Annotated in this window: 22 protein-coding genes and 2 pseudogenes; 17 read left to right on the forward strand and 7 right to left on the reverse strand. The window is 63.7% G+C overall.

Annotated elements, in window-relative coordinates; translation table 11 throughout:
* The first annotated feature begins 8 nt into the window (after window positions 1–8).
* A complete protein-coding gene (locus tag EEB11_RS15675; RefSeq protein ID WP_135432932.1) occupies window positions 9–578 on the forward strand; it encodes an NYN domain-containing protein in 570 nt (189 codons plus the stop codon).
* Here EEB11_RS15675 and uvrB read toward each other — a convergent pair.
* On the reverse strand, window positions 575–2,755 hold the full coding sequence (uvrB, locus tag EEB11_RS15680) for an excinuclease ABC subunit UvrB (RefSeq protein ID WP_135432934.1): 2,181 nt from the start codon (window positions 2,753–2,755) through the stop codon (window positions 575–577). The two genes, EEB11_RS15675 and uvrB, sit on opposite strands and share 4 nt — an antisense overlap.
* Window positions 2,756–3,100: 345 nt before the next feature.
* On the opposite strand from uvrB, the gene EEB11_RS15685 reads away from it, so the two are divergent.
* The 6 genes and pseudogenes from EEB11_RS15685 to EEB11_RS19805 all read left to right on the forward strand — a co-directional run bounded on the left by EEB11_RS15685 (window position 3,101) and on the right by EEB11_RS19805 (window position 6,468).
* Entirely contained in the window at window positions 3,101–3,412 is a 312-nt protein-coding gene (locus EEB11_RS15685; RefSeq protein ID WP_135432936.1) for an ETC complex I subunit, read from the forward strand.
* A 533-nt stretch (window positions 3,413–3,945) separates the two neighbouring features.
* The gene (locus EEB11_RS15690; protein ID WP_135432938.1) at window positions 3,946–4,344 is read left to right on the forward strand and encodes an integrase core domain-containing protein; all 399 of its coding nucleotides are present in this window, start codon (window positions 3,946–3,948) and stop codon (window positions 4,342–4,344) included.
* Between the two features lie 49 nt (window positions 4,345–4,393).
* Window positions 4,394–4,666 (forward strand): annotated as a pseudogene (locus tag EEB11_RS15695) (integrase core domain-containing protein); the annotation flags it as partial.
* A gap of 38 nt (window positions 4,667–4,704) precedes the next feature.
* Window positions 4,705–5,070: pseudogene (locus tag EEB11_RS15700) on the forward strand (transposase); the annotation flags it as partial.
* 382 nt (window positions 5,071–5,452) lie between these two features.
* Window positions 5,453–6,316: a chemotaxis protein CheB gene (locus tag EEB11_RS15705; protein WP_210134439.1), complete on the forward strand. Its 864-nt coding sequence runs from the start codon at window positions 5,453–5,455 to the stop codon at window positions 6,314–6,316.
* On the forward strand, window positions 6,316–6,468 hold the full coding sequence (locus EEB11_RS19805; protein ID WP_210134440.1) for a hypothetical protein: 153 nt from the start codon (window positions 6,316–6,318) through the stop codon (window positions 6,466–6,468). The genes EEB11_RS15705 and EEB11_RS19805 overlap by 1 nt, the downstream gene beginning before the upstream one ends.
* A 135-nt stretch (window positions 6,469–6,603) precedes the next feature.
* Here EEB11_RS19805 and EEB11_RS19615 read toward each other — a convergent pair whose 3' ends face one another.
* Together EEB11_RS19615 and EEB11_RS15710 are read right to left on the reverse strand one after the other, a co-directional pair.
* Complete coding sequence (locus tag EEB11_RS19615; protein WP_167852769.1) at window positions 6,604–6,774, reverse strand: hypothetical protein; 171 nt, start codon at window positions 6,772–6,774, stop codon at window positions 6,604–6,606.
* A 695-nt stretch (window positions 6,775–7,469) separates the two neighbouring features.
* Window positions 7,470–8,024, reverse strand: a complete 555-nt coding sequence (locus tag EEB11_RS15710) for a DNA-3-methyladenine glycosylase (protein WP_135432940.1) — start codon at window positions 8,022–8,024, stop codon at window positions 7,470–7,472.
* A gap of 227 nt (window positions 8,025–8,251) precedes the next feature.
* Here EEB11_RS15710 and argE point away from each other — a divergent pair, with 227 nt between their 5' ends.
* The 7 genes from argE (at window position 8,252) to EEB11_RS15745 (ending at window position 14,725) form a co-directional block, all read left to right on the forward strand.
* The gene (gene argE, locus EEB11_RS15715) at window positions 8,252–9,382 is read left to right on the forward strand and encodes an acetylornithine deacetylase (protein ID WP_135432942.1); all 1,131 of its coding nucleotides are present in this window, start codon (window positions 8,252–8,254) and stop codon (window positions 9,380–9,382) included.
* A 61-nt stretch (window positions 9,383–9,443) separates the two neighbouring features.
* A complete protein-coding gene (locus tag EEB11_RS15720) occupies window positions 9,444–9,815 on the forward strand; it encodes a winged helix-turn-helix domain-containing protein (RefSeq protein ID WP_135432944.1) in 372 nt (123 codons plus the stop codon).
* A 79-nt stretch (window positions 9,816–9,894) separates the two neighbouring features.
* Complete coding sequence (gene modA, locus EEB11_RS15725) at window positions 9,895–10,653, forward strand: molybdate ABC transporter substrate-binding protein (RefSeq protein WP_135432946.1); 759 nt, start codon at window positions 9,895–9,897, stop codon at window positions 10,651–10,653.
* A gap of 10 nt (window positions 10,654–10,663) precedes the next feature.
* Window positions 10,664–11,362, forward strand: coding sequence for a molybdate ABC transporter permease subunit (modB, locus tag EEB11_RS15730; RefSeq protein ID WP_135432948.1), 699 nt, complete (start codon window positions 10,664–10,666; stop codon window positions 11,360–11,362).
* Window positions 11,362–12,459: a molybdenum ABC transporter ATP-binding protein gene (modC, locus tag EEB11_RS15735; RefSeq protein WP_135432950.1), complete on the forward strand. Its 1,098-nt coding sequence runs from the start codon at window positions 11,362–11,364 to the stop codon at window positions 12,457–12,459. Before modB ends, modC begins: the two co-directional genes overlap by 1 nt.
* A gap of 172 nt (window positions 12,460–12,631) precedes the next feature.
* A complete protein-coding gene (locus tag EEB11_RS15740; protein ID WP_245298939.1) occupies window positions 12,632–13,171 on the forward strand; it encodes a putative pterin-binding protein in 540 nt (179 codons plus the stop codon).
* Window positions 13,172–13,249: 78 nt separating this feature from the next.
* Window positions 13,250–14,725, forward strand: coding sequence for a protein adenylyltransferase SelO (locus EEB11_RS15745; RefSeq protein ID WP_135432952.1), 1,476 nt, complete (start codon window positions 13,250–13,252; stop codon window positions 14,723–14,725).
* Between the two features lie 3 nt (window positions 14,726–14,728).
* Here EEB11_RS15745 and EEB11_RS15750 read toward each other — a convergent pair whose 3' ends face one another.
* The gene (locus EEB11_RS15750; RefSeq protein WP_135432954.1) at window positions 14,729–15,145 is read right to left on the reverse strand and encodes a hypothetical protein; all 417 of its coding nucleotides are present in this window, start codon (window positions 15,143–15,145) and stop codon (window positions 14,729–14,731) included.
* Between the two features lie 9 nt (window positions 15,146–15,154).
* Window positions 15,155–16,357 carry a pyridoxal phosphate-dependent aminotransferase gene (locus EEB11_RS15755; protein ID WP_135432956.1) on the reverse strand — a complete coding sequence of 401 codons (1,203 nt, stop codon included), beginning with the start codon at window positions 16,355–16,357 and terminating at the stop codon, window positions 15,155–15,157.
* Between the two features lie 89 nt (window positions 16,358–16,446).
* Here EEB11_RS15755 and EEB11_RS15760 point away from each other — a divergent pair, with 89 nt between their 5' ends.
* The 3 genes from EEB11_RS15760 to EEB11_RS15770 all read left to right on the forward strand — a co-directional run bounded on the left by EEB11_RS15760 (window position 16,447) and on the right by EEB11_RS15770 (window position 17,713).
* Window positions 16,447–16,860, forward strand: a complete 414-nt coding sequence (locus EEB11_RS15760; protein ID WP_135432958.1) for a helix-turn-helix domain-containing protein — start codon at window positions 16,447–16,449, stop codon at window positions 16,858–16,860.
* A gap of 2 nt (window positions 16,861–16,862) precedes the next feature.
* Window positions 16,863–17,135 (forward strand): FAD assembly factor SdhE, encoded by a 273-nt coding sequence (locus EEB11_RS15765; protein ID WP_135433072.1) that lies wholly within the window; start codon window positions 16,863–16,865, stop codon window positions 17,133–17,135.
* Window positions 17,136–17,215: 80 nt separating this feature from the next.
* Window positions 17,216–17,713 (forward strand): MarR family winged helix-turn-helix transcriptional regulator, encoded by a 498-nt coding sequence (locus EEB11_RS15770; RefSeq protein ID WP_135432960.1) that lies wholly within the window; start codon window positions 17,216–17,218, stop codon window positions 17,711–17,713.
* Window positions 17,714–17,794: 81 nt separating this feature from the next.
* On the opposite strand, the gene EEB11_RS15775 is transcribed toward EEB11_RS15770, so the two are convergent.
* Together EEB11_RS15775 and EEB11_RS15780 are read right to left on the reverse strand one after the other, a co-directional pair.
* The gene (locus tag EEB11_RS15775) at window positions 17,795–19,849 is read right to left on the reverse strand and encodes a capsule polysaccharide biogenesis protein (protein WP_245298940.1); all 2,055 of its coding nucleotides are present in this window, start codon (window positions 19,847–19,849) and stop codon (window positions 17,795–17,797) included.
* A 7-nt stretch (window positions 19,850–19,856) separates the two neighbouring features.
* Window positions 19,857–20,996 carry a polysaccharide biosynthesis/export family protein gene (locus EEB11_RS15780; protein ID WP_135432964.1) on the reverse strand — a complete coding sequence of 380 codons (1,140 nt, stop codon included), beginning with the start codon at window positions 20,994–20,996 and terminating at the stop codon, window positions 19,857–19,859.
* Window positions 20,997–21,071: the final 75 nt, after the last annotated feature.

Genomic DNA, 21,071 nt, shown 5'->3' on the forward strand with positions numbered 1-21,071 from the left:
CTGGCGGCATGCGGGTGCCCTTTGTGCTTTTCACGATCTCATATCTCGCGGCCTTGGCGGGCCTGTGGCTGACCGGCGCGTGGGATGCGCCGCCGGTGCTGCTGGCGCTGGTGTCAGCCTTTGCCGCCCTGATCCTGATGCTGCTGGCAAAGCCCGAGGCGGAGGCAAAGGCTCCGCCGCGCAGCATTGTGGTGGACGGGTCCAACATCATGCACTGGAAGGATGATACCCCGCAGCTGACGACACTGCGCGAGGTGGTGCGGTCCCTGGCCGATCAGGGCTATCAGCCCGGCGTGGTGTTCGACGCCAACGCCGGGTACAAGCTGATGGGCCGCTATATGGACGACCGCCCTCTGGCCCGCGCGCTGGGCCTGCCCGCCGACCGGGTGCTGGTGGTGCCGAAAGGCGAGGCGGCGGACCCGGTGATCCTGACCGTGGCGCGCGAGCTGGGGGCATCGGTGCTGAGCAACGACCGGTTCCGTGACTGGGCGGCCGATTTCCCGGAGGTGGCGCAGCCGGGGTATGTGCGGCGCGGCGGCTATCGTGATGGGGCGCTGTGGATGGATACGGCGCGTTAACGTTTCCGCCGTTTCACGCCACCGCGCTGGCCCGGGCGGCCTGCGGTGGACCGGCCGGCCATTTTCTGCGCCTCATCCACTGCGTCTTCGATCACCGACTGGCGGGCCATCGGGTCATCATGTACCGCAAGCTCCACCGCTTCCAGCCGCTTGACCTCATCGCGCAGGCGGGCGGCCTCCTCGAATTCGAGGTTCTCGGCGGCCTTGCGCATCTGCAGGCGCAGCGCATCCAGATGGGCGGCAAGGTTCTGGCCGACCATCGGTTTGCCCACCTTGGCGGTCACGCGGGCCATGTCGGTATCGCCCTGCCACAACCCTTGCAGCACATCCTCGACGTTTTTCTTCACCGTCATCGGCGTGATGCCGTGTTCAGTGTTGTAGGCGATCTGCTTGTCGCGGCGTCGGTTGGTTTCGCGCAACGCGCGTTCCATGCTGCCTGTGATGCGGTCGGCATACATGATCACCCGGCCCTCGGCGTTCCGGGCCGCACGCCCGATGGTCTGGATCAGCGAGGTTTCCGAGCGCAGAAAGCCCTCCTTGTCGGCATCCAGAATCGCCACCAGCCCGCATTCAGGGATATCAAGGCCCTCACGCAGCAGGTTGATGCCGACCAGCACATCGAACGCCCCCAACCGCAGATCGCGCAGGATCTCGATTCGTTCGATGGTGTCGATGTCAGAGTGCATGTATCTGATGCGGATGCCCTGTTCGTGGAAGTATTCGGTGAGGTCTTCTGCCATACGTTTGGTCAGGGTGGTGACCAGAACGCGCAGATCCTGCGCCGCCACCTTGCGGATTTCGTCCAGAAGGTCATCGACCTGCATCTCTACCGGGCGGATTTCGACCTGCGGATCAACCAGTCCGGTGGGGCGGATCACCTGTTCGGTGAAGACGCCGCCGGCCTGTTCCATCTCCCACGCGGCGGGGGTGGCGCTGACGAAGACCGATTGCGGACGCATCGCATCCCATTCCTCGAATTTCAGCGGCCGGTTATCCATGCAGCTGGGCAGGCGGAAGCCGTGTTCGGCCAGCGTCATCTTGCGCCGGAAGTCGCCCTTGTACATGCCGCCGATCTGCGGGACCGAAACGTGGGATTCGTCTGCGAAAACAATCGCATTGTCGGGGATGAATTCGAACAGGGTCGGCGGCGGCTCGCCGGGCGCGCGGCCGGTGAGGTAGCGGGAATAGTTCTCGATCCCGTTGCAGACGCCCGTGGCTTCCAGCATTTCCAGATCGAAACTGGTGCGTTGTTCCAGCCGCTGCGCTTCCAGCAGCTTGCCTTCGGCCACCAGCTGATCCAGCCGGTGGCGCAGCTCCTTTTTGATGCCGATCACCGCCTGCTGCATGGTGGGGCGCGGGGTCACATAATGGCTGTTGGCATAAATGCGGATCTGTTTGAAGCTGTCGGTCTTGGCCCCGGTCAGCGGGTCGAATTCCACAATGGCCTCAAGCTCTTCGCCAAAGAAGCTGAAACGCCAGGCGCGGTCATCCAGGTGGGCGGGCCAGACCTCGAGGCTGTCGCCGCGCACCCGGAAGCTGCCGCGCTGGAACGCCTGATCATTGCGGCGGTATTGCTGGGCCACCAGTTCGGCCATCACCTTGCGCTGGTCATAACTTTGGCCGACCAGCAGATCTTGCGTCATCGCCGAATAGGTTTCGACCGACCCGATGCCGTAGATGCACGACACCGAGGCGATGATGATCACATCATCGCGCTCCAGCAGCGCCCGCGTGGCCGAGTGGCGCATGCGGTCGATCTGTTCGTTGATCTGGGATTCCTTCTCGATATAGGTGTCAGACCGGGCGACATAGGCTTCGGGCTGGTAATAATCGTAGTAGGAAACGAAGTATTCCACGGCATTTTCAGGAAAGAACCCCTTGAATTCGCCGTATAATTGCGCGGCGAGTGTCTTGTTTGGCGCAAGGATGATCGCCGGGCGCTGGGTTTCTTCGATGATCTTGGCCATGGTAAAGGTCTTGCCAGTGCCGGTGGCCCCCAGCAGCACCTGATTGTGCTCGCCCGCCCGCACCCCTGCCGACAGTTCCGCAATCGCCGTGGGTTGGTCGCCTGCAGGCTGGAACGGGGTGGACAGCACGAACTTCCGCCCGCCTTCCAGCTTCGGCCGGGTCAGCACCTCGGGGCGGTCGGACAGGGCGTTGGCGTTGTTGTGGGGCATGGCGGCTTTCCGGTCAGGACGATTTCTTGCAAGCCCCAATGTATTCCGTTTTTGTTCCTGTAAAAGGGGGGTGGACAACGGAAGACGAAGGCAGATTGCGGCAAGGTTGAGATATATGATTCAATTTTAGCGAAAACCTGCTGCAGAAACACATCTTTTGGTTGAAAACAGGGCGCGGTTTTGGCACATTATTCAGGCAAGCAGCAAACTGAAGCTGTCGGTTGATCGCACCACACCCCACCCACACCCCGTGATCAGCCGACAGTGACTGCTGCCGCGCTTGGCCCCTTGCGCCCGCCCCCGGTTTTCAGTCATACAAGCGGCGTCAATGCCGGAGGTTTTCCCATGCGCGCCCGCATCTACCAGCCCACCAAGACAGCGATGCAATCGGGCACCGCCAAGACAAAAGGCTGGGTGCTGGATTTCGCCCCCGCCTCGGCGCGCGAGGTTGATCCCCTGATGGGCTGGACGTCTTCGGGTGATACGCAGGCGCAGGTGCGGTTGCACTTTGACACGCTTGATGCGGCAGAGGCCTATGCCAAGGCCAAGGGCATCAATTACGACGTGCAACTGCCAAAAGCGCGCAAACCGCTGATCCGCGCGCGTGGCTATGGCGAGAATTTTGCCACTGACCGGCGGGGCGTCTGGACCCACTGACGCTGTAAATCGGGGCATAGTTGCTGCCGCTTGGGGCAAGGTTTCGCCAGTTCGGGGCAAAGGTTTTGTAAGTGGTTGATTTTGCTTGGGACGCCTTTGTTGGGGCTGCCCTATGTTTCTTGGCTTCTCGGGATAGTATCTGAAGGCGGGACCGTTGCGGTCATCCCGAATTTTTGTCCCTGCGATGGTGTTGATCACTTGCGTGAGTTTGGAATGCCATCAGGTCGCTCAAGCCGTCGTAAACTTGCGCCCGCAGTTGCGTTGCGCAATCGACTAACCGCGATCATTCAGGGCTGATTCTCCCGAATCGCGGGGCTGAACTGATGCCGATAAGTGGATATACTCCAATGTCGCGCCGTGCCGTACGAAGGAGCAGGGTGCCGCATTTCCGCTCGCACATCCGCGTAGAGTGCGGGAAGCGGCCGCTCTCATGCGCGTCTCCCCTCACAAGACAAGAAATAAGCTGCCATAATACTGTTATCCTGAAGCTCATCCCATAACTACCCACCGCTGTCTAAGTGCGCACAACTTCGATGAAGACCCAGTTCGTTCTCGACGCCTTGGATCACGCGATCTGGCAAAGAAAGACGAAAGATAACAATAGCTTGATCCATCACTCCGACCGAGGATCGCCATACCTGTCGATCAAATATACCGAGCGCCTCGCCGAGGCCGAGATCGACCTTTCCGTCGGAACCGTCGGCGGCGCCTATGACAACGCCCTGGCCGAGTGCGTGATTGACCTGTTCAAGACCGAAGTCATCAACCAGATCGGTCCATGGAAATCGATACGTGAGGTCGAATGGGAAACCCTCAAATGGGTCAACCGGTATAACAACCGCAGGCTTTTTGGCCCCATCGGATATGTCCCACCCGCAGAAGCAGAAGAGGCGTTCTATGCAAGTCTGCACTCACTCGACATGGGTGCCTGAAAATGAACAAATCACTCTCCATTAAACCCGGGCCGGTTCAGGGGGCAACATCGCGCCAGGCAAGCCGACCCAGAACGCCTTCATCGCGAGCATCAACGGTCGTCTGCGGGATGAACTCTTGAACGAAACGCTGCTCCCATCTCTGCACCACACAGGGGCCACGCTGGCCGCCTGGCGCACCGACGACAACACCGAATGCCCCCATTCCCGCCTCGGCTGGCAGACCCCGGCCGCCTTCGCCCAAACCGTCACCTCGCAACGGGGCCTGCCGCCGCGCAATCCGCAAAGCTCCGCGCCGGCCCCCGTTGCCCAACCTGCTTAAACAGGCAAAACTCAAACCCGAAGTCTCGCTCACGCTGGATAAATGTGGGGGGCCACGTCAGCACCTACAACGAGGCGCTCAAGCGCCGTGGCTCGCTGTCGATCTGGTTCGATCCCGATATGACAAGTGAGGCTGAGTCGACCGGCAAGCGGGGGCGGCCGCCCGTCTTCGGCGATCCAGCCATCCAGACCTGCCTGACCATGACGGTTCTGTTCGGCCTGGCGCTCAGACAGACGACGGGGTTCGTCGAGAGCTTGTTCCAACTGCTTGGCTTGAATTGGACAGTGCCGGACTTCAGCACATTGATCCGTCGCCAGAAGACGCTGGCCGTCAGCATCCCGCATCAGGGGGCGCACGGCCCGCTGCATCTCTTGGTCGACAGCACAGGGATCAAGGTCGAAGGCTAAGGCGAGTGGAATGCGCGCAAGCATCCCAGTCGTGAACATCGCAGGATAGGTCTGTCCGGAACCAGGGGCAGTCCGACCGTCAGCCGATTTGTGCAGCAAAGCCGGACGAGGCAACACTGGCGAGGCAATCCGACCGTGCCCGAGCCAGCCGGAACGTCTCAAGGCGTTCGGTGTTGCAGGTGTGAGCCCATGCGCGCGCGCTGACTGCCAAATGAAGCATGGGTCACGGTCCGGGCGGCGCGGCGGCACCCCTGTTGGCTGGTGCAACAGGGACGTGACCATCTTCAAGCCGAAGTGTGACCTCTGGCCATTCAGGGGCACCGAAAAAATTTTTCGCATCCTGCGCCGCCCGCGCCGGGGGCACAACAGGGGCGCGCACATGGCCGAACCAAACAATCCCATGCTTATCGTCATCGGCGCGTCAGCAGGCGGGATGCAGGCGCTCAAGGCGCTGGTCGCGCAGTTTCCCGCCAACCTTCCGGCACCGGTCTTCATCGTCTCGCACATGGGCCCGGACACAAGCGGCGACGTGCTGGTCCGCGTGCTTGACGAGGCGGGGCCGCTGTCCTGCCAGCATGCGAGTGACGGGGAGCGCTTCCGGGTCGGAAAGATCTACGTCGCGCCCTCGGACCGTCATATGCTGATTGACGGGCCAAAAATCCTGATCACCAAAGGGGCGCGCGAAAACCGGTCCAGGCCGGCGATTGATCCGCTGTTCCGCTCGGCTGCGGTGGCGCATGGCAATCGTGTGATCGGTGTCATTCTGACCGGATTTCTCGATGACGGCACCAGCGGCATGAGGGCGATAAAGCGCTGCGGGGGTATTTGCGTTGCACAAGACCCTGCTGATGCGACCCATCCCGACATGCCGCGATCGGTGATTGTGAATGTCGGTGTGGACCATTGTCTGCCCATTGCGCAGATGGGCCCCTTGCTGGCCAGCCTTTCGCGCCTGCAACCGGGGCCCCGCACCCCGCCGCCAGAGGATGTGGTGATCGAGGCGCAGATCGCAGAGCGGGTTCTGAGCGACCTGCCTTCGGTCGAAATACTTGGCGATCAGGTTCCCTACAACTGCCCGAACTGTGGGGGCGTCTTGTGGGAGATCAAGGATGGCACCCTGTTGCGGTATCGCTGTCACACCGGCCATGCCTTCACCTCGGCGTCGCTTCTGGCGGTACAATCGGCCAAGATCGAGGAAACCCTCTGGACGGCGCTGCGCATGTTGGAGAGCGGCAGAACCTGATGGCAACGATGCGCGCAAAGCCTGACGGCAAATCGTCCAAAGCGATGGCAGAACGCTGCATTGACGCGCAGGTTCATATCGAACGCATCCGCGCCATGCTGAAGGCAAAGGATGTACCGATTGATGTCATGCAGTCGGATGGCCATCCCTGAGGGAGGGCCATCCGACTGGTGTTTGGTCCTTGAACGGGAATCCCGGATGTGGCTCTCTCTGGTTGGCGTTTCCGCCGCCCTGCTCAGCAAGATCAACGCCGCTTGGCAGAGGGCAATACACCAGCTAAGTCGCTGTCAGACCTGTTCAGTCTGGAGCAAGCCTACGATCGCCTGAGCGCGCCGAAGCCGTGCGGCACTGTGGGTCGAGGGATGCGCGCTTTCCTCTGACAGGACATGGCGCGCCCAGGCCAGCCGCACAGCGTCACGCTCGGCCTGGCGGGCTGCGCTGTGCCACTCGCTTTGCATGCGGGACTGCCTTGCGTCACTGCCCTGTGTCGCGCGGGGTTTGTTAAAAACCATGATGCTGCCTTATCTGTAATGTCTTGAGTGCCGATGCCGACTTGCGGAGACGGTCTGCAAACCACGACACCAGCCGCCAACCGCCGGGGGGGCCGACCGTTTCCGCGCGCGGCACAGATCAATGGCGTTTTTTGGTGTCCAGACCCCAGCGACGGCATTGCTCCTTTCAAGCTATGCTCGCTTGCAAGGGGGGATCGGTCAGGGTCGCTGGTCTCGGGTCAAACCCGCGATCTACCGGAAGATGCCAAACCGCTGTGGCCATGGAGCGGGTTCTGCCCGTGGGTAGAGGCATGCAGCCGCGCGGAAGCCGCGCTTGATCGGAACAAACCGTAGATCGAGATGAGAAGCAGTATCCCAAAAACGATGATGGCTGGAACGACGTGTGCGGACATGGTTTTTTCCCTTGTTTAGTTCGACTTGCGGGCGAGGTCGCTGGAATGGTTCAGTTCGGGGCGATATGCAGGGTTGGTCGCGACGGTCCCCTGCCTGCCTGTAGGGGTGTCACATCACAGGAACCTGCAAGGCGCTTTGCCGTTCCCGAAAAAGGCTGTCCTGCCGGGTGGTGTTTGCAGGTGCAGGTTCGTATGCGTCGGATCTGACCGTGTGGCCACAACGCAGACCTGCCGGGCGATGCACCTGCCTTACTGCTTCGGAAACGCCCGGCTCAGGCCAGGCATCCCGGCCAGACCAAAGCGCCAGAGCCTGTCGGTTGCGCGGCTCAGTCCGATGCGGGGGCCTGTCAGGATACCGGGCGGTGCGCCGGTGCGGGCCATCACCACCAAAGCATCCCCGTCAAACGGCCTGCCATCATCGGTCATCTGCACGTCCAGCGCCTGACACAGCCGCCCCGGCCCGGCGCAAAGCGGTCCCGCAGGGCGCCTTTGCCGCATCAGCTCCATGCCGGTGTCGGGCGCAAGGGCGCGGATCAGAACCGCCTCACCGGGGCGGCCCACCACGTTCAGGCACAGATGAATGCCGTAGGACCGATAGACATAGGCATGGCCGGGCGGGCCGAACATGCTGCGGTTGCGTGATGTCGGCCCGTGATGACTGTGTGACGCCGGGTCGTCGCGGGCATAGGCCTCGGTCTCGATGATCATCCCGCCGGTGCCACGGACAGTCAGATGCGCGCCGACAAGCGCCCGTGCCAATGCACAGGCGTCAAGTGCGGGGTCAAATGGGTAGCCGTGGGCCATAAGCAAGCGTTCATCTCCGCCGGGTCGTGAGGGGACATGCGAAAATACGCCCCCGCCCGGTGTTAGCGTCATAGGCGGGCACCAGCCATGCCGGGGCAGACAGCGCTGGCGAAAATGCGCCGGTGAGGTTTTGATCCTGCGCGGTTTGTGGACAGGGGGCAACGGCATGGGCTTGCCATGCGCGCGGCGGGCGCGATGATGGGGCAGACAACCCAAAGGAAGGCACCATGACACCCGAGTCGATTCTGGCTGATCTGGTGGCGATCCCGGATCTGCCCGGCCAGCCCAACACCCGGATGGCAGAATGTGTGCGCAGCCATCTGGCGCGGCACGGGCTGGAATGCAGCGTGATCACCGGGCCAGAGGGTGACCGGGTCAATCTGTTCGCAACCATCGGCCCGCGCGATGTGCCCGGCTATATCCTGTCCGGCCATATGGATGTGGTGCCGGTGGAAGGGCAGGTCTGGACCTCTGATCCGTTTCAGCTGCGGGCCGATGGCGACCGGCTGTTCGGCCGGGGGACAAGCGACATGAAAGGGTATCTGGCCTGCATGATCGCCATGGTGCCTGCGTTTCAGGCGATGGACCTGCAACGCCCCATCCATCTTGCGTTCTCTTATGATGAAGAGATCGGTTGCCGGGGTGTGCGCCACCTGATCGACCGGCTGCCCGGGTTGTGCGCCCCACCGCTGGCCTGCATCGTGGGCGAGCCGACGGACATGCGCCCGGTGCTGTCGCACAAGGGCAAGCAGGCCATGGAACTGGTGATCGAAGGCCGCGCCGCGCATTCGGCACAGCCCGATCTTGGGCTCAATGCGCTGTATCCGGCGGCCGAACTGTTGCTGTTCATCCGCGATCTGGCGGCGCGGCTGGCAACGGACGGCCCGTTCGATGCGCGTTTCACCCCGCCCGGATCGACCGTTGTTGCCGGGGTGGTGCAGGGCGGGTCGGCGGTCAATATCATCCCCGACCGCTGCCGGATCCAGATGGAGGTGCGCTCCGTCCCCGGTCAACCGCCGGAAGCGATCACCGCGATGGTGCTGGATCGGCTTGCCGGTCTGGTGGATGACGGCACGGCGCTGCGGGTATCGCAGACAGAGCTTAGCAGCTACCCCGCGCTGCCCCCGCCCGAAGACCCGGCGCTGGCCGACTTGCTTCAGCGTCTGAGCGGTCAGCCGGTACTGCCATCGGTCAGCTACGGCACCGAGGCCGGGCTGTTTCACGCCGCAGGGATTGCGTCGATCATCTGCGGGCCGGGGTCGATTGTTCGCGCACACCGGCCTGACGAATATATCACCGTCTCTGAACTGGCGGCCTGCTGCCAGATGCTGGAAAGGCTGGGGGCAGAGCTTTCCTAGGCTGTGCTGAGGGCCGGACCGGCCCCTTGCCACCCGCCGCAATTTGCAGGACTCTGGCCGCATGGACCACGACCCCCACTCCCCCCGCCTGCGCATCCGTATCATTTTTGGCGAGGCCGAGATGATGGGGCCGGGCAAGGCCGAGTTGCTTGAGCGGGTGGATCGGACCGGGTCCATCGCGGCGGCGGGGCGTGAGATGGGGATGAGCTATAAGCGCGCGTGGGAGCTGATTGGCACGCTGAACACCATGTTTCAGGCCCCGGTGGTCAGCAGCACACGGGGTGGTCCGGGCGGGGGCGGTGCGGTGCTGACCGACACCGGGCGACAGGTTCTGCGCCTGTACCGCGCGTTCGAGGCGGAGTCGGCCAAGGCGGGGGCGGCGCAGCTTGCGGGCTTCACGGCGCTGTTGCGCGATATCCCCAGCGGAAAATAACGCTTGTGTCGCGGCATGGCTTCCTGCGATATCTTTTTCAAACCATATCTGACCGCACACCCCGAGCAGGAAGGCCCACATGACCCACGCCCGGACGCTGCTCGCCTGTGCTGCCAGCCTGTCCTTAGCCGCCCCGGCGCTGGCGGAGGAGGTGGTTGTCTTTGCCGCCGCCTCGCTCAAAACCGCACTCGACGCGGTGGCGGCTGATTTTCAGGCTGCGACGGGCTATACTGTGGCCATCAGCTATGCCGGATCGAATGCGCTGGCCCGGCAAATCATCGAAGGTGCGCCTGCCGATATCTTTCTGTCCTCTGCCGTCAACTGGATGGATGTGGTGGAACAATCCGGGCTGCTGCTGCCCCAAACGCGCCGCGACCTGTTTGGCAATGCGTTGGTGCTGGTGGGCGGGCCGGAGGCGATCCCGGTCGATCTGACCCCCGGTTTTGATCTGGTGGGGCTGCTGGGCGATGGCAGGCTGGCCATGGGAATGGTCGAGTCCGTGCCGGCAGGCCAATATGGCAAGGCGGCACTGGAAAGCCTTGGCCTGTGGGAGGCGGTGGCGCCATCGGTGGCGCAGGCCGACAATGTGCGCGCGGCCCTGGCCTTTGTATCCAGCGGTGAGGCCCCTTATGGCATTGTTTATGCCACAGATGCGGTGGCCGCCCCCGGTGTCACGGTTGTCGGCACCTTCCCGGCAGACAGCCACCCGCCGATCCTGTTTCCCGGTGCCCTGCTGACCGGGGCGACGGATGCGGCGGATGCGGCGTTCTTCGCGGCAATAACGTCAGAGGCGGGCGCCGCGGTTTTCGCTGCCCAAGGCTTTGAAATCCTGAACTGAAGGCGCGAGAATGGCGGACTGGCTTTCCCCCGACGAATGGCGCGCGGTTGCGCTGTCGCTGAAAGTGTCGTTCTGGGCGGTTCTGCTCAGCCTGCCGCTGGGCATCCTGACTGCCCATGCGCTGGCCCGGTGGCAGTTTCCGGGCAAGCAGGTGTTGAATGGGCTGGTGCATCTGCCGTTGATTCTGCCGCCGGTGGTGACGGGCTATCTGCTGTTGATCACCTTCGGGAGGCGGGGCGCTGTGGGGCAGTTCCTGGAGGAGTGGTTCGGCATCGTCTTCGCCTTCCGTTGGACAGGGGCGGCGCTGGCGGCGGCCGTGATGGCCTTTCCGCTGATGGTGCGCGCCATAAGGCTGGCCATCGAGGCGGTGGACCCAAAGCTGGAACAGGCGGCGGGCACGCTGGGTGCCTCGCGCGCATGGGTGTTCTTGACCGTGACGCTGCCGTTGATCTTGCCCGGCATCATCGCGGGGGTGATCCTTGCCTTCGCCAAGGCCATCGGCGAATTCGGGGCGACGATCACCTTTGTGTCCAATATCCCCGGCCAGACCCAGACGCTGCCCACGGCGATTTACAGCGCTTTGCAGGTGCCGGGTGGCGACGCGCAGGCCGCACGGCTGGTTCTGGTGGCCATTGTCATCGCCATGGCGGCGCTGCTGCTGTCGGAATGGGTCAGCCGCGCAGTGGCCCGCCGGATCGCGGGGGCCTGATGCTGCGGGTAGCGCTGACCCATCGGATCGGGGCATTCACGCTGGATGTGGCATTCGACGCGCCCCCCGGCGTGACCGTGCTGTTTGGCCGGTCGGCGTCGGGCAAGACCACGATTGTCAACGCAGTGGCCGGGCTGGTGCGGCCCGAACAGGGCCGTGTGTCGGTCGATGGATGGCGGTTGCTGGACACGGTGGCGGGGGTGGACCTGCCGCCCCACCGCCGCCGTCTGGGCTATATCTTTCAGGAAGGCCGGCTGTTCCCGCATCTGACCGTGCGGCAGAACCTGACCTATGGCGCGTGGTTTGCGCCCAAAGGGGCCGCGCGCGAAGACATGGGCCGCGTGGTCGACATGCTTGGCATCGGTCCCTTGCTGCACCGCCGCCCCGCCGGGCTGTCGGGCGGAGAGCGGCAGCGCGTGGCCATCGGTCGTGCACTGCTGGCCGCGCCAAAGCTGATATTGGCGGACGAGCCGCTGTCGGCGCTGGATGAGGCGCGCAAGGCGGAAATCCTGCCTTATTTCGAGCGGTTGCGCGATGAGGTTAAGGTGCCGATCCTGTATGTCAGCCATTCCCCCGCCGAGGTGGCACGGGTGGCAACAACAGTGGTCGCCCTCGATGCGGGTCGCGTGACCGGCATCGGTCCGGCCTTCGACGTGCTGGGCGACCCGGCCCTGTGGCCCATCGGCGTGCGCGGCGCCGGTGCCGTGATCGCGGCGCGGCTGGTGCGCCAGCACCCGGACGGGCTGAGCGAACTGGACGCGGGTGGCATCCCGCTGTTCCTGCCGCGGATCAGTGCCGCCCCCGGCAGTCTGGTGCGGCTGCGGATCGCAGCGCATGATGTGATCTTGTCGGGCGAGCCGCCCGTTGGGTTGTCGGCGCTGAACATTTTGCCCGGCACGATTGAGGCGATGCATCAGGGCGATGGCCCGGGCGTGATGGTCCGGCTGGTCACGCCCGCCGGTGCCGTGCTGGCCCGGATCACCCGCCGTTCGGCGCAGATTATGGGGCTCGCGCCGGGCAAGACGGCCTATGCCATCATCAAATCCGTCGCCCCCGCACCCGAGGATGTGATCATCCGGGCAGACACTGCCGGTTGATCGTTCTGCCCGTCCTCTGCCCTGTCATGCAGCTGCGCCCAGGTGCTGGCGTCCTTCCAAACCCGAAATCTTCCTTGTTTTCGCCCAAACATGGCGCTTTCCTATGCGTTTGGATAGGAGAACAGCAGCACGTGATCCGGTATCCCGATTTGAGTGCAAGGGGAGAAGAGCGATGCGGGTTCTGACTTGGGGCAGCGGGATGGGATGGGTCCGGGCAACCGTTCTGGCATGGAGTCTGACCGGCGCTGCCATGGCCCAGACCGCGCCCGGAGCTTTGCCTGCGCCAACGGGTCAGGTCATCCTGACAGTGCGCGGCGTTATTTCGGTGACCAACGGCAATACCGAAGCTGCGCTCGACCGGGCGATGATCGAGGCGATGGGCGTGGTGACCGTGCACACCGGCACAATCTGGACCGATGGCACCAGCGAGTTTCAGGGCGTGGAACTGTCGCGCCTGTTGGCCCATCTTGGCGCGGATGGCACCACCCTGCGGTTGACCGCGCTGAACGACTATGCCGTCGACATCCCCGCGACCGAGGCTGTCGAAGGCGGGCCGGTGCTGGCCTTCCGCATGGATGGCAAAGACCTGTCCCCGCGCGACAAGGGGCCGTTGTGGATGATCTATCCCTATGACGTGAACACGGCCTACAAGAACGAGGTCAGCTATTCCCGCTCGGTCTGGCAGCTGAGCAGCATCGAGGTTCTGGACTGACCGGTTGCCTTTGCCAGCGCGTTCCCCATATCGACGGGGAACGCAGCCATGCTGCCTGCGACAAGGATCACAGGACCGATGACCGATCAGACGCCGCATTCCGCCCTGCGCCACAGCGGGTTTCGCTTTGACAACTCCTGGGCTCGCGACCTGCCGGGCACCTTTGTCGCGCAAGATCCCGATGCCGCCCCGGCGCCGCAGATCATTGTCCTGAACGATGCGCTGGCGGCTGATCTGGGGCTGGCGGTGGATGTCCTGGCGCAAAACCCCGGCTGGTTTGCGGGCGGCAGCCTGCCGGATGGCGCGGCCCCCGTGGCGCTGGCCTATGCCGGGCACCAGTTCGGGGGGTTCTCGCCGCAGCTGGGCGATGGCCGGGCGCATCTGATTGGTGAACACATCGGACCCGACGGGCGGCGGAGGGACATACAGCTGAAGGGCTCTGGCCGCACCCCGTTTTCGCGCGGCGGCGATGGCAAGGCCGCACTTGGCCCGATGCTGCGCGAATACGTGATCTCTGAGGCGATGGCGGCGCTGGGCGTGCCCACCACGCGCAGCCTTGCCGTGGCGCTTACCGGCGAGGATGTGCGGCGCGAAGCAGGCCGGTTGCCGGGGGCCGTAGTGACCCGCGTGGCCGCGAGCCATCTGCGGGTGGGCACGTTCCAGTTCTGGGCCGCGCGCGGCGATCATGACACGCTGGCCCGGGTGGTTGATTATGCCATCGCGCGGCATGATACTGACCTCGTGGGGCAGCGGGGCCGGGTGGTTGCGTTCTTTGACCGGGTTATCGCCCGTCAGGCGCGGCTGGTGGCGGCATGGATGGGGCTTGGCTTTGTGCATGGCGTCTTGAACACCGACAACGTGGCGCTGTCTGGCGAGACCATCGACTACGGCCCCTGCGCCTTTATGGAGGCCTATGCGCCCGGTACGGTGTTTTCGTCGATTGATCATCAGGGGCGGTATGCCTATGCCAACCAGCCGCATATTCTGGCGTGGAACATGTCCAAGCTGGCGGAAAGCCTGCTGCCGCTGATGGGCGATGCCGATGCGGCGGTAGCGGTGTTGAACGACCGGTTGTCTGGCATCAGCACGATTTATCAGGCGGAATGGCTGGCGGTGATGCGCGACAAGCTGGCGCTGGACGGCGCGCAGGATGGCGACGCCAATCTGGCCACAGGGTTTCTGGCCGCGATGGAGGGGCAGGGGGCGGACTGGACGCTTGCCTTCCGCCGTCTGGCGCAAGCCGCTGATGGAGACACCACCCCGCTGCGCGCGCTGTTCGCCGATCCGGCAAAGCTGGACCAATGGCTGCCGCTATGGCGCGCGCGGCTGCGCGCCGATGCGGCAGATCACCTGCGGGCCACCAACCCGCTGGCGATCCCGCGCAATCATCTGGTGGAAAAGGCGCTGCGGACCGCCGAACAAGGCGATATGGCCCTGTTCACCGCCCTGCTGGCACAGGTCACCGACCCCTATACCGACCGCCCGGGGCGCGAGGCCTATGCCCTGCCAGCCCCCGCCGGGTTTGGCGACTACGTCACCTTCTGCGGTACCTGAGCGTTAGTCCGGCGCGGCGTCGGTCTTCATCAGACGCTCGGCCTTTTTGCGCACCAGAACCGTGCGCAGATCATGCATCGCCAGCAGCAGCGTATCGGTCACCTCGTCCAGTTGCGCATCGCTGGCCTTTGACTGCGCCCAGGCGGTGACAAGGTTCAGGTGATCCACCGCCCGGTGAATGTCATCGACATCGCGCGCCGCAAGAACCGCGCTGCGCTGCGCGATCCAACCGGTGATGACCGCAAGTTCGTGGGCACTCAGCTTGCGGTCGCCATGTGGCTTGATATTGCCATTCCTGACATTGGCGATGGCGATTTCTTCCATCTCGATCCGGCGCTGGCGATTTTCCGTATCCACCTTGAACACAGCCGCGCCGTTTTCACGGATGCGGAAATAGAACTCCGGCAAATCGCCCGCCATCGAACCCCCTCAGGTCAGCGTGGCGCAGAACGCCTGAATGCGGCTGCACGCTTCACGCAACACCTCATCCGCCGTAGCATAGCTGACGCGGAAGTTGGGCGACAGGCCAAAGGCCGCGCCGAACACCACGGCCACCCCGGTTTCCTCCAGCAGCGCTGTGGCGAACACCTCGTCATTGCTGATCAGTGTCCCGCCTGCGGTGACCTTTCCGATACAGGCTGAAATGTCGGGATAGACGTAGAATGCGCCTTCCGGCGTCGGGCAGGTGATGCCCTTGGCCGCATTCAGCATCGACACCACCAGATCGCGGCGGCGTTCAAATACCTTGCGGTTTTCGGCCAGAAAATCCTGCGGCCCGGTCAGCGCCTCCAGCGCCGCATATTGCGACACCGAACAGGGGTTCGAGGTTGATTGCGACTGGATCGTCCCCATCGCCTTGATCAGCGCCACCGGTCCCGCCGCATAGCCGATGCGCCAGCCGGTCATGGCGTAGGATTTCGACACCCCGTTGCAGGTCAGCGTGCGGTCATAAAGCGCGGGTTCAATTTCAGCAGGGGTGCAGAATTCGAAATCGCCGAATACCAGATGTTCATACATGTCATCCGACATGATCCAGACATGAGGATGACGCAGCAGCACATCGCAAAGCCCGCGCAATTCTTCGCGGGTATAGCCCGCACCCGTGGGGTTCGACGGGCTGTTGAAGATGAACCACTTGGTTTTTGGCGTGATCGCTGCTTCCAGCTGGGCGGGTGTGATCTTGAACGCGGTGTCGATCCCCGCCACCACCGGCACTGGGGTGCCGCCCGCCAGCAGCACCATATCGGGGTAGCTGACCCAATAGGGGGCCGGGATGATCACCTCATCGCCGGGATTGCAGGTTGCCATCAGCGCATTGTACAGCGTCTGCTTGCCGCCGGTGCCCACGGTGATCTGCGCGGGCGTGTAGGTCAGCCCGTTTTCGCGCAGGAACTTGGCGCAGATCGCGGCCTTCAGCTCGGGGATGCCATCCACGGCGGTGTATTTCGTGCGCCCCGCATCAATCGCGCGCTTGGCGGCGTCCTTGATGTTCTGCGGCGTGTCGAAATCCGGCTCGCCCGCGCCAAGGCCGATCACATCCTTGCCTGCCGCTTTCAACTGCGCCGCCTTGGTGGTGACAGCGATGGTTGGCGAAGGTTTCACGCGCGCCAGCGTGTCGGACAAGAACGGCATTATGGGCTCCTGATTTGTCATTTCCGGCTTTTGGTCTTATGGATGGCCCCTGACCCAATCAAGCGATATCGACGCAAAGGAGAGGCAAGATGGCGGATAATGACACAGCAGCGACGTGGTTTTCGGCAGAGGTCGCCACCTTTGGCGACCGGCTGGCCGGTGCACGCGAGGCAGCGGGGCTGTCGCAGCCCGATCTGGCAGAACGCCTTGGCGTGCGCCTGACCACAGTACAGGGCTGGGAGGATGACGCGTCAGAGCCGCGGTCAAACCGGCTGCAGATGCTGGCAGGCATGCTGAACGTGTCGATCCGCTGGCTTCTGACCGGGGAAGGGGATGGCCTTGACGCGCCCTCGGCCCCCGGAACCCATGATGCGGCGACGCTTGAGGCGCTGGCCGATCTGTCGCGCATGCGCGCGCAGATGCTGGCGCTGGCGCAGGATATGGGGCAGATGGAAACCCGGCTGCATCATCTGTTGCGGCGCGAAGAGGTGGATGCAGAATGACCCTGACAGAGACAGCAGATGCACGGCTCAAGCGCATGAAGATGCGTTCCTGGCGGCGCGGCACCAAGGAAATGGATCTGGTGCTTGGCCCCTGGGCCGACGCGCATCTGGAGGCCCTGTCGCCCGCGCAGCTGGACGAATATGAGCTGTTGCTGGAAGAAAACGATCAGGATCTGATGGCGTTTATCTTCGGCCAGGCCCGGCCCGCGCCCGCAATTGCACCTTTGCTGGACCAGATCACCCTCTTTGCCCGAGACAGACTGCGTAAGGTTTGAGCGAAATCTGAATTCGGTTTACCGAATGTTTTCTGTTTAAGCCGATTCTGTCCTCTGGTTGATGGAAGGCGGAGAACAGCATGACGCATCAAGCCCCGGTTCTGGACGGCTCGCACAAGGTTCTGACAGCGAGCTATCTGGATAGTCTTGCTTTGGTCGAACGCCTGCATCGTCTGCTGCTTGATGTCATCAAGGATGAGTTTGAGCGGCTTGCCATTCTTGAGATCAACTCGGTTCAGGCGCTGTTGCTCTTCAATATCGGCGACAATGAGGTGACGGCCGGGGAGTTGAAAAGCCGCGGCTATTATCAGGGCAGCAATGTCAGCTACAATCTGAAAAAGCTGGTGGAGCTCGGCTATATGCACCACCAGCGGTCCGAACTTGACCGCCGGTCGGTGCGGGTTCGGCTGACGGAAAAGGGGCGGCGGGTGCGCATGGTGCTGAACGATCTGTTTGCGCGCCATGCCGAAGTGCTGTTGAAAAAGGCAGTGATCGACGCTGCCGGAATGGAAGACGTGAACCATTCGCTCAAACGGCTGGAACGGTTCTGGACGGATCAGATCCGCTATATTTACTGACGCTTCCGCGAGACCATCTTCCACCAGATCGCATTCCGACAGGCTGCAGATGTCGCCTGCGGCCAGGCCCGGAAATTCCTTTTACCGCCGCCACAGTCGCGCATGGGTGGCAAACTGTCCTTGCAGCTTGGCCAGCACCCGGTTGCCAAGCCCCGGATGCGGCACAGTATCACGCATGAGCCGCTCGACCGCTACCTCTGCCGGGCAGGGGCGGCGGCTGACGGGGTCGTAATAGCGCGGATAGGCGATCAATGCAGCATACACCAGATGGTCCAGCGGGGGGCGCGGCAGCAGCCCGCCATCAGGGCCCCGCAGACGGCGTGGGGGCACCGGGCCAAGGTCGCGCGTCAGCCCCCAGCCCGCATAGAAGGGCACGCCCAGACAGGTGACAGGCTTGCCCCTAAGCAGCGCCTCGAACCCCATGAGGCTGGTCATTGTCCAGACCTCATCACAGGCGTTGATCAGCCCCATCGGGTCGGCGCGGGTGGCCACCACATCGGCCAGTCCGATCAGATCGCTGGCCGAAACGGCTCCGGGTCGCAACCCCGCCTCGACATCCGGGTGCGGTTTGTAGATCAGCACCGCCCCCGGATGAACCTCCCGCGCCGCCTGCAACAGCGCCAGATTGGTTCGCACCGCGCCGCAGCCTTTCAGGATCGACGCGTCATCTTCCACCTGTCCGGGCACCAGAATGCGGTGTCCGGGGGGCAGATCGGGCAGGGTGCCGGGCAGGTTGTACTTGCTTAAGGCATGCGCCACCAGCCGGTCACGCAGCCGCGCCGCGCGGGCAAGGCCGCCGGGTGGCGGGGCTGACAGGATCAGCCGCTCCAGCCGGCTTTCGCGGCTGGGGTCGTAGTAAATTCCCAGATCATCGGCGACCAAAGACAGCGGCGGCACCAGATCGGCCCCGAGGCCCCGCGAGCGCAAGAAACCATCTTCCACCCGGCGCAGCGGCACAGTGGCATGCGCCAGTCCGTCGGTTTCTTTCCCGGCCCAGACCAGAATGCCGCGCCCCTTGGTCTCGCCCGGCACGTCGCGGTAAACCAAGGGTTTTTCCCGCCCGAACACCGCTTGCAACCGCGCGCGCTTCCACAGCCGCATTCCGACCGCCACATGGCCACTACGATCCTCGCGAAAGGCGCGCACCTCGGCTTCCAGCTGATCGACCGCTTGTTCAAAGCTGCACAAGCGGTCGCGGCAGGGGTCATACCAGACCGGGGCCAGAATCATCGCGGCGGCAAACAGTTGCACGCGCGTCAGGCTGCGTCCGCGGCGGGGCAGGGGGTGTGCATCATGGGTCAGGCCCCAACCGGCATAGAACGGTTGGCCGTAAACATGCGGGCGGTGGCCTGCCAGAATGGCCTCGAATCCCAATTGCGACGACACGGTGTAAACCGCAATCGCCCCGTCCAGCAGCGCATGGGGCGAGACTGGATCCGCCAGCACCGTGACCCGGTCAGAGACATCCGCCACCGCGAAATGCCCGGCGCGCAGGCCAAGCGCAGTCTCGGGATGCAATTTAACCACGATACGGGCCTGCGGATGCGCGTCTATCGCATCCCCCAGCATCTGCGCAAAACTCTGCGCCGATGCCCCCCCATACCGGATCGCCGCATCGCCGCGAGTTTGATCGACCACCAGCACATAGCCCGGCGCGGGCGCGGGCAGCAAAGGATCGTGCATGTTGTATTTTGAAAGGTCTGACGCTCGAAGCCGCGCAATTCCATCCCGTGCCCGCGCCAACGTGTTGGAATTGTCCAAGGGGTCAGTCGCCAGAATGTGCTCCAGCCGCGACGCGGCGGAGCTGTCATAATGCACGCCTATAGGGTCGATCAGCAGCCCCAGCGCCCCGCCGCCCATCCGCCCGGGCCGTACGCTGCGCAAGAACGCATCCTCGACGCGAATCAGCGGTACGCCTCGCCTTGTCGCAACAGCCTCGCCGCGATGGGCAAAGGGGCTGCGGCCCCAGACCACCACGCCATCACCCGGTCCCGGCAGGCCCAGTTTCAGCTGATGGCCGGACAGCGCCAATATGCGCCGCAGATGCCGGTCGCGCAGAAAGCCTGCATTGTAATGAAAAAGCCGCCGGGGAAGGCCCCCGGCGGCATCTGGTCTGTCATCGGGGCGCGGTGCCAACCCGGCCTCAGCCGCCTGTGCCCACGTCGGAGATCGAGCTTGCCGCCCCGGCGGTGCCGGTGATGGCGGACAGGGTTTTTTGCCACTGCACGAAGGGCGCTTCGGTGACGTAAACCGTGTCGCCATCGCGCACCACGAAATCGCGGGCCTCGAACATGCCGGTGGGTTGGGTCAGATCGAGCACGTAGACCATCCGCTGCGCGCCGCGCAGGTCTTTGCGGCCCAGCACGGCATTGGCAATCTCTTCCGGCTCGTTGCGGAAGACAAAGACGCCGGTCGGATCGGCCAGATTGGTGTTCAGCCCCCCGACGATCGCGATTGCCTCGATCGCCGACAGGGTCTGGGTTTCAAACGGCACACGGTTCTGCGCACCCGTCGCCCCAAGCGCCACAAAGGCCCGGGTATCGCGTTCGACCACGATCTTGTCGCCGGGACGCAGGGCGATATCAAGTGCGGGGTTGGCATACAGATCCTGCAGCCAGACCCGTCCGCTGTGGGCCCCGCGCGTGACGCGGATCACCGCAACGTCGGGTTCGATTGCGACGCCACCGGCGCGGGCAATCATCGCCGAAAGCTGGCGGGTCGGGCGCTCGATGGCATAGACGCCGGTGGCTCCGACAGAGCCTTGTACCGACACGCTCGACCCGTCGCCGGCCAACCGGGTCACGGCGACCTGAGGGTCGGGGGTCTGGGTGTCCAGCTTGCGGGTGATCGCCTGACGCAGCCCTTCGGGCGTTTGCCCGGCGGCCTTGATCCGGCCCGCATAAGGCACGAAGATATAGCCCTGACCGTCAACCTGCACCTCTTCCAGCGCGCTGACGCGCTGGCCGGTGTTGCCCAGAAGCGGGTCGTCACGCACGTTTTCAAAGATGGTCAGGCCAAGCGTGTCACCAGAGCTGATCGTATCGGCCCCCATGACGCCCGCATTCAGGAAGCCCGAAGAAAACCCGAAGGCCGGGATGACGGCTGTGGCCCGGGTCACGCGCTGATTGACCGTTACGATAAAGGCATCACCCTCTTTCAGCACCGACCCTTTGAAAATCTCGGCCTTGGTGGGGCCGGACCGCGGCAGGCCACAGGCCGCCGTGGATGCGACCAGCGCAACAAGACAAAGGGCTTTCGCCCCCTTTGATGTAAGCACGTTCACTGCTCGGGCTCCTTTGACTGGATTTGCCTCAAGTTTTGCATGCAAGGCTACAGAACGATTTGAGAAAATGCCAGC

This window comes from Pseudotabrizicola sediminis, from assembly GCF_004745575.1.
Classification (GTDB): domain Bacteria; phylum Pseudomonadota; class Alphaproteobacteria; order Rhodobacterales; family Rhodobacteraceae; genus Pseudotabrizicola; species Pseudotabrizicola sediminis.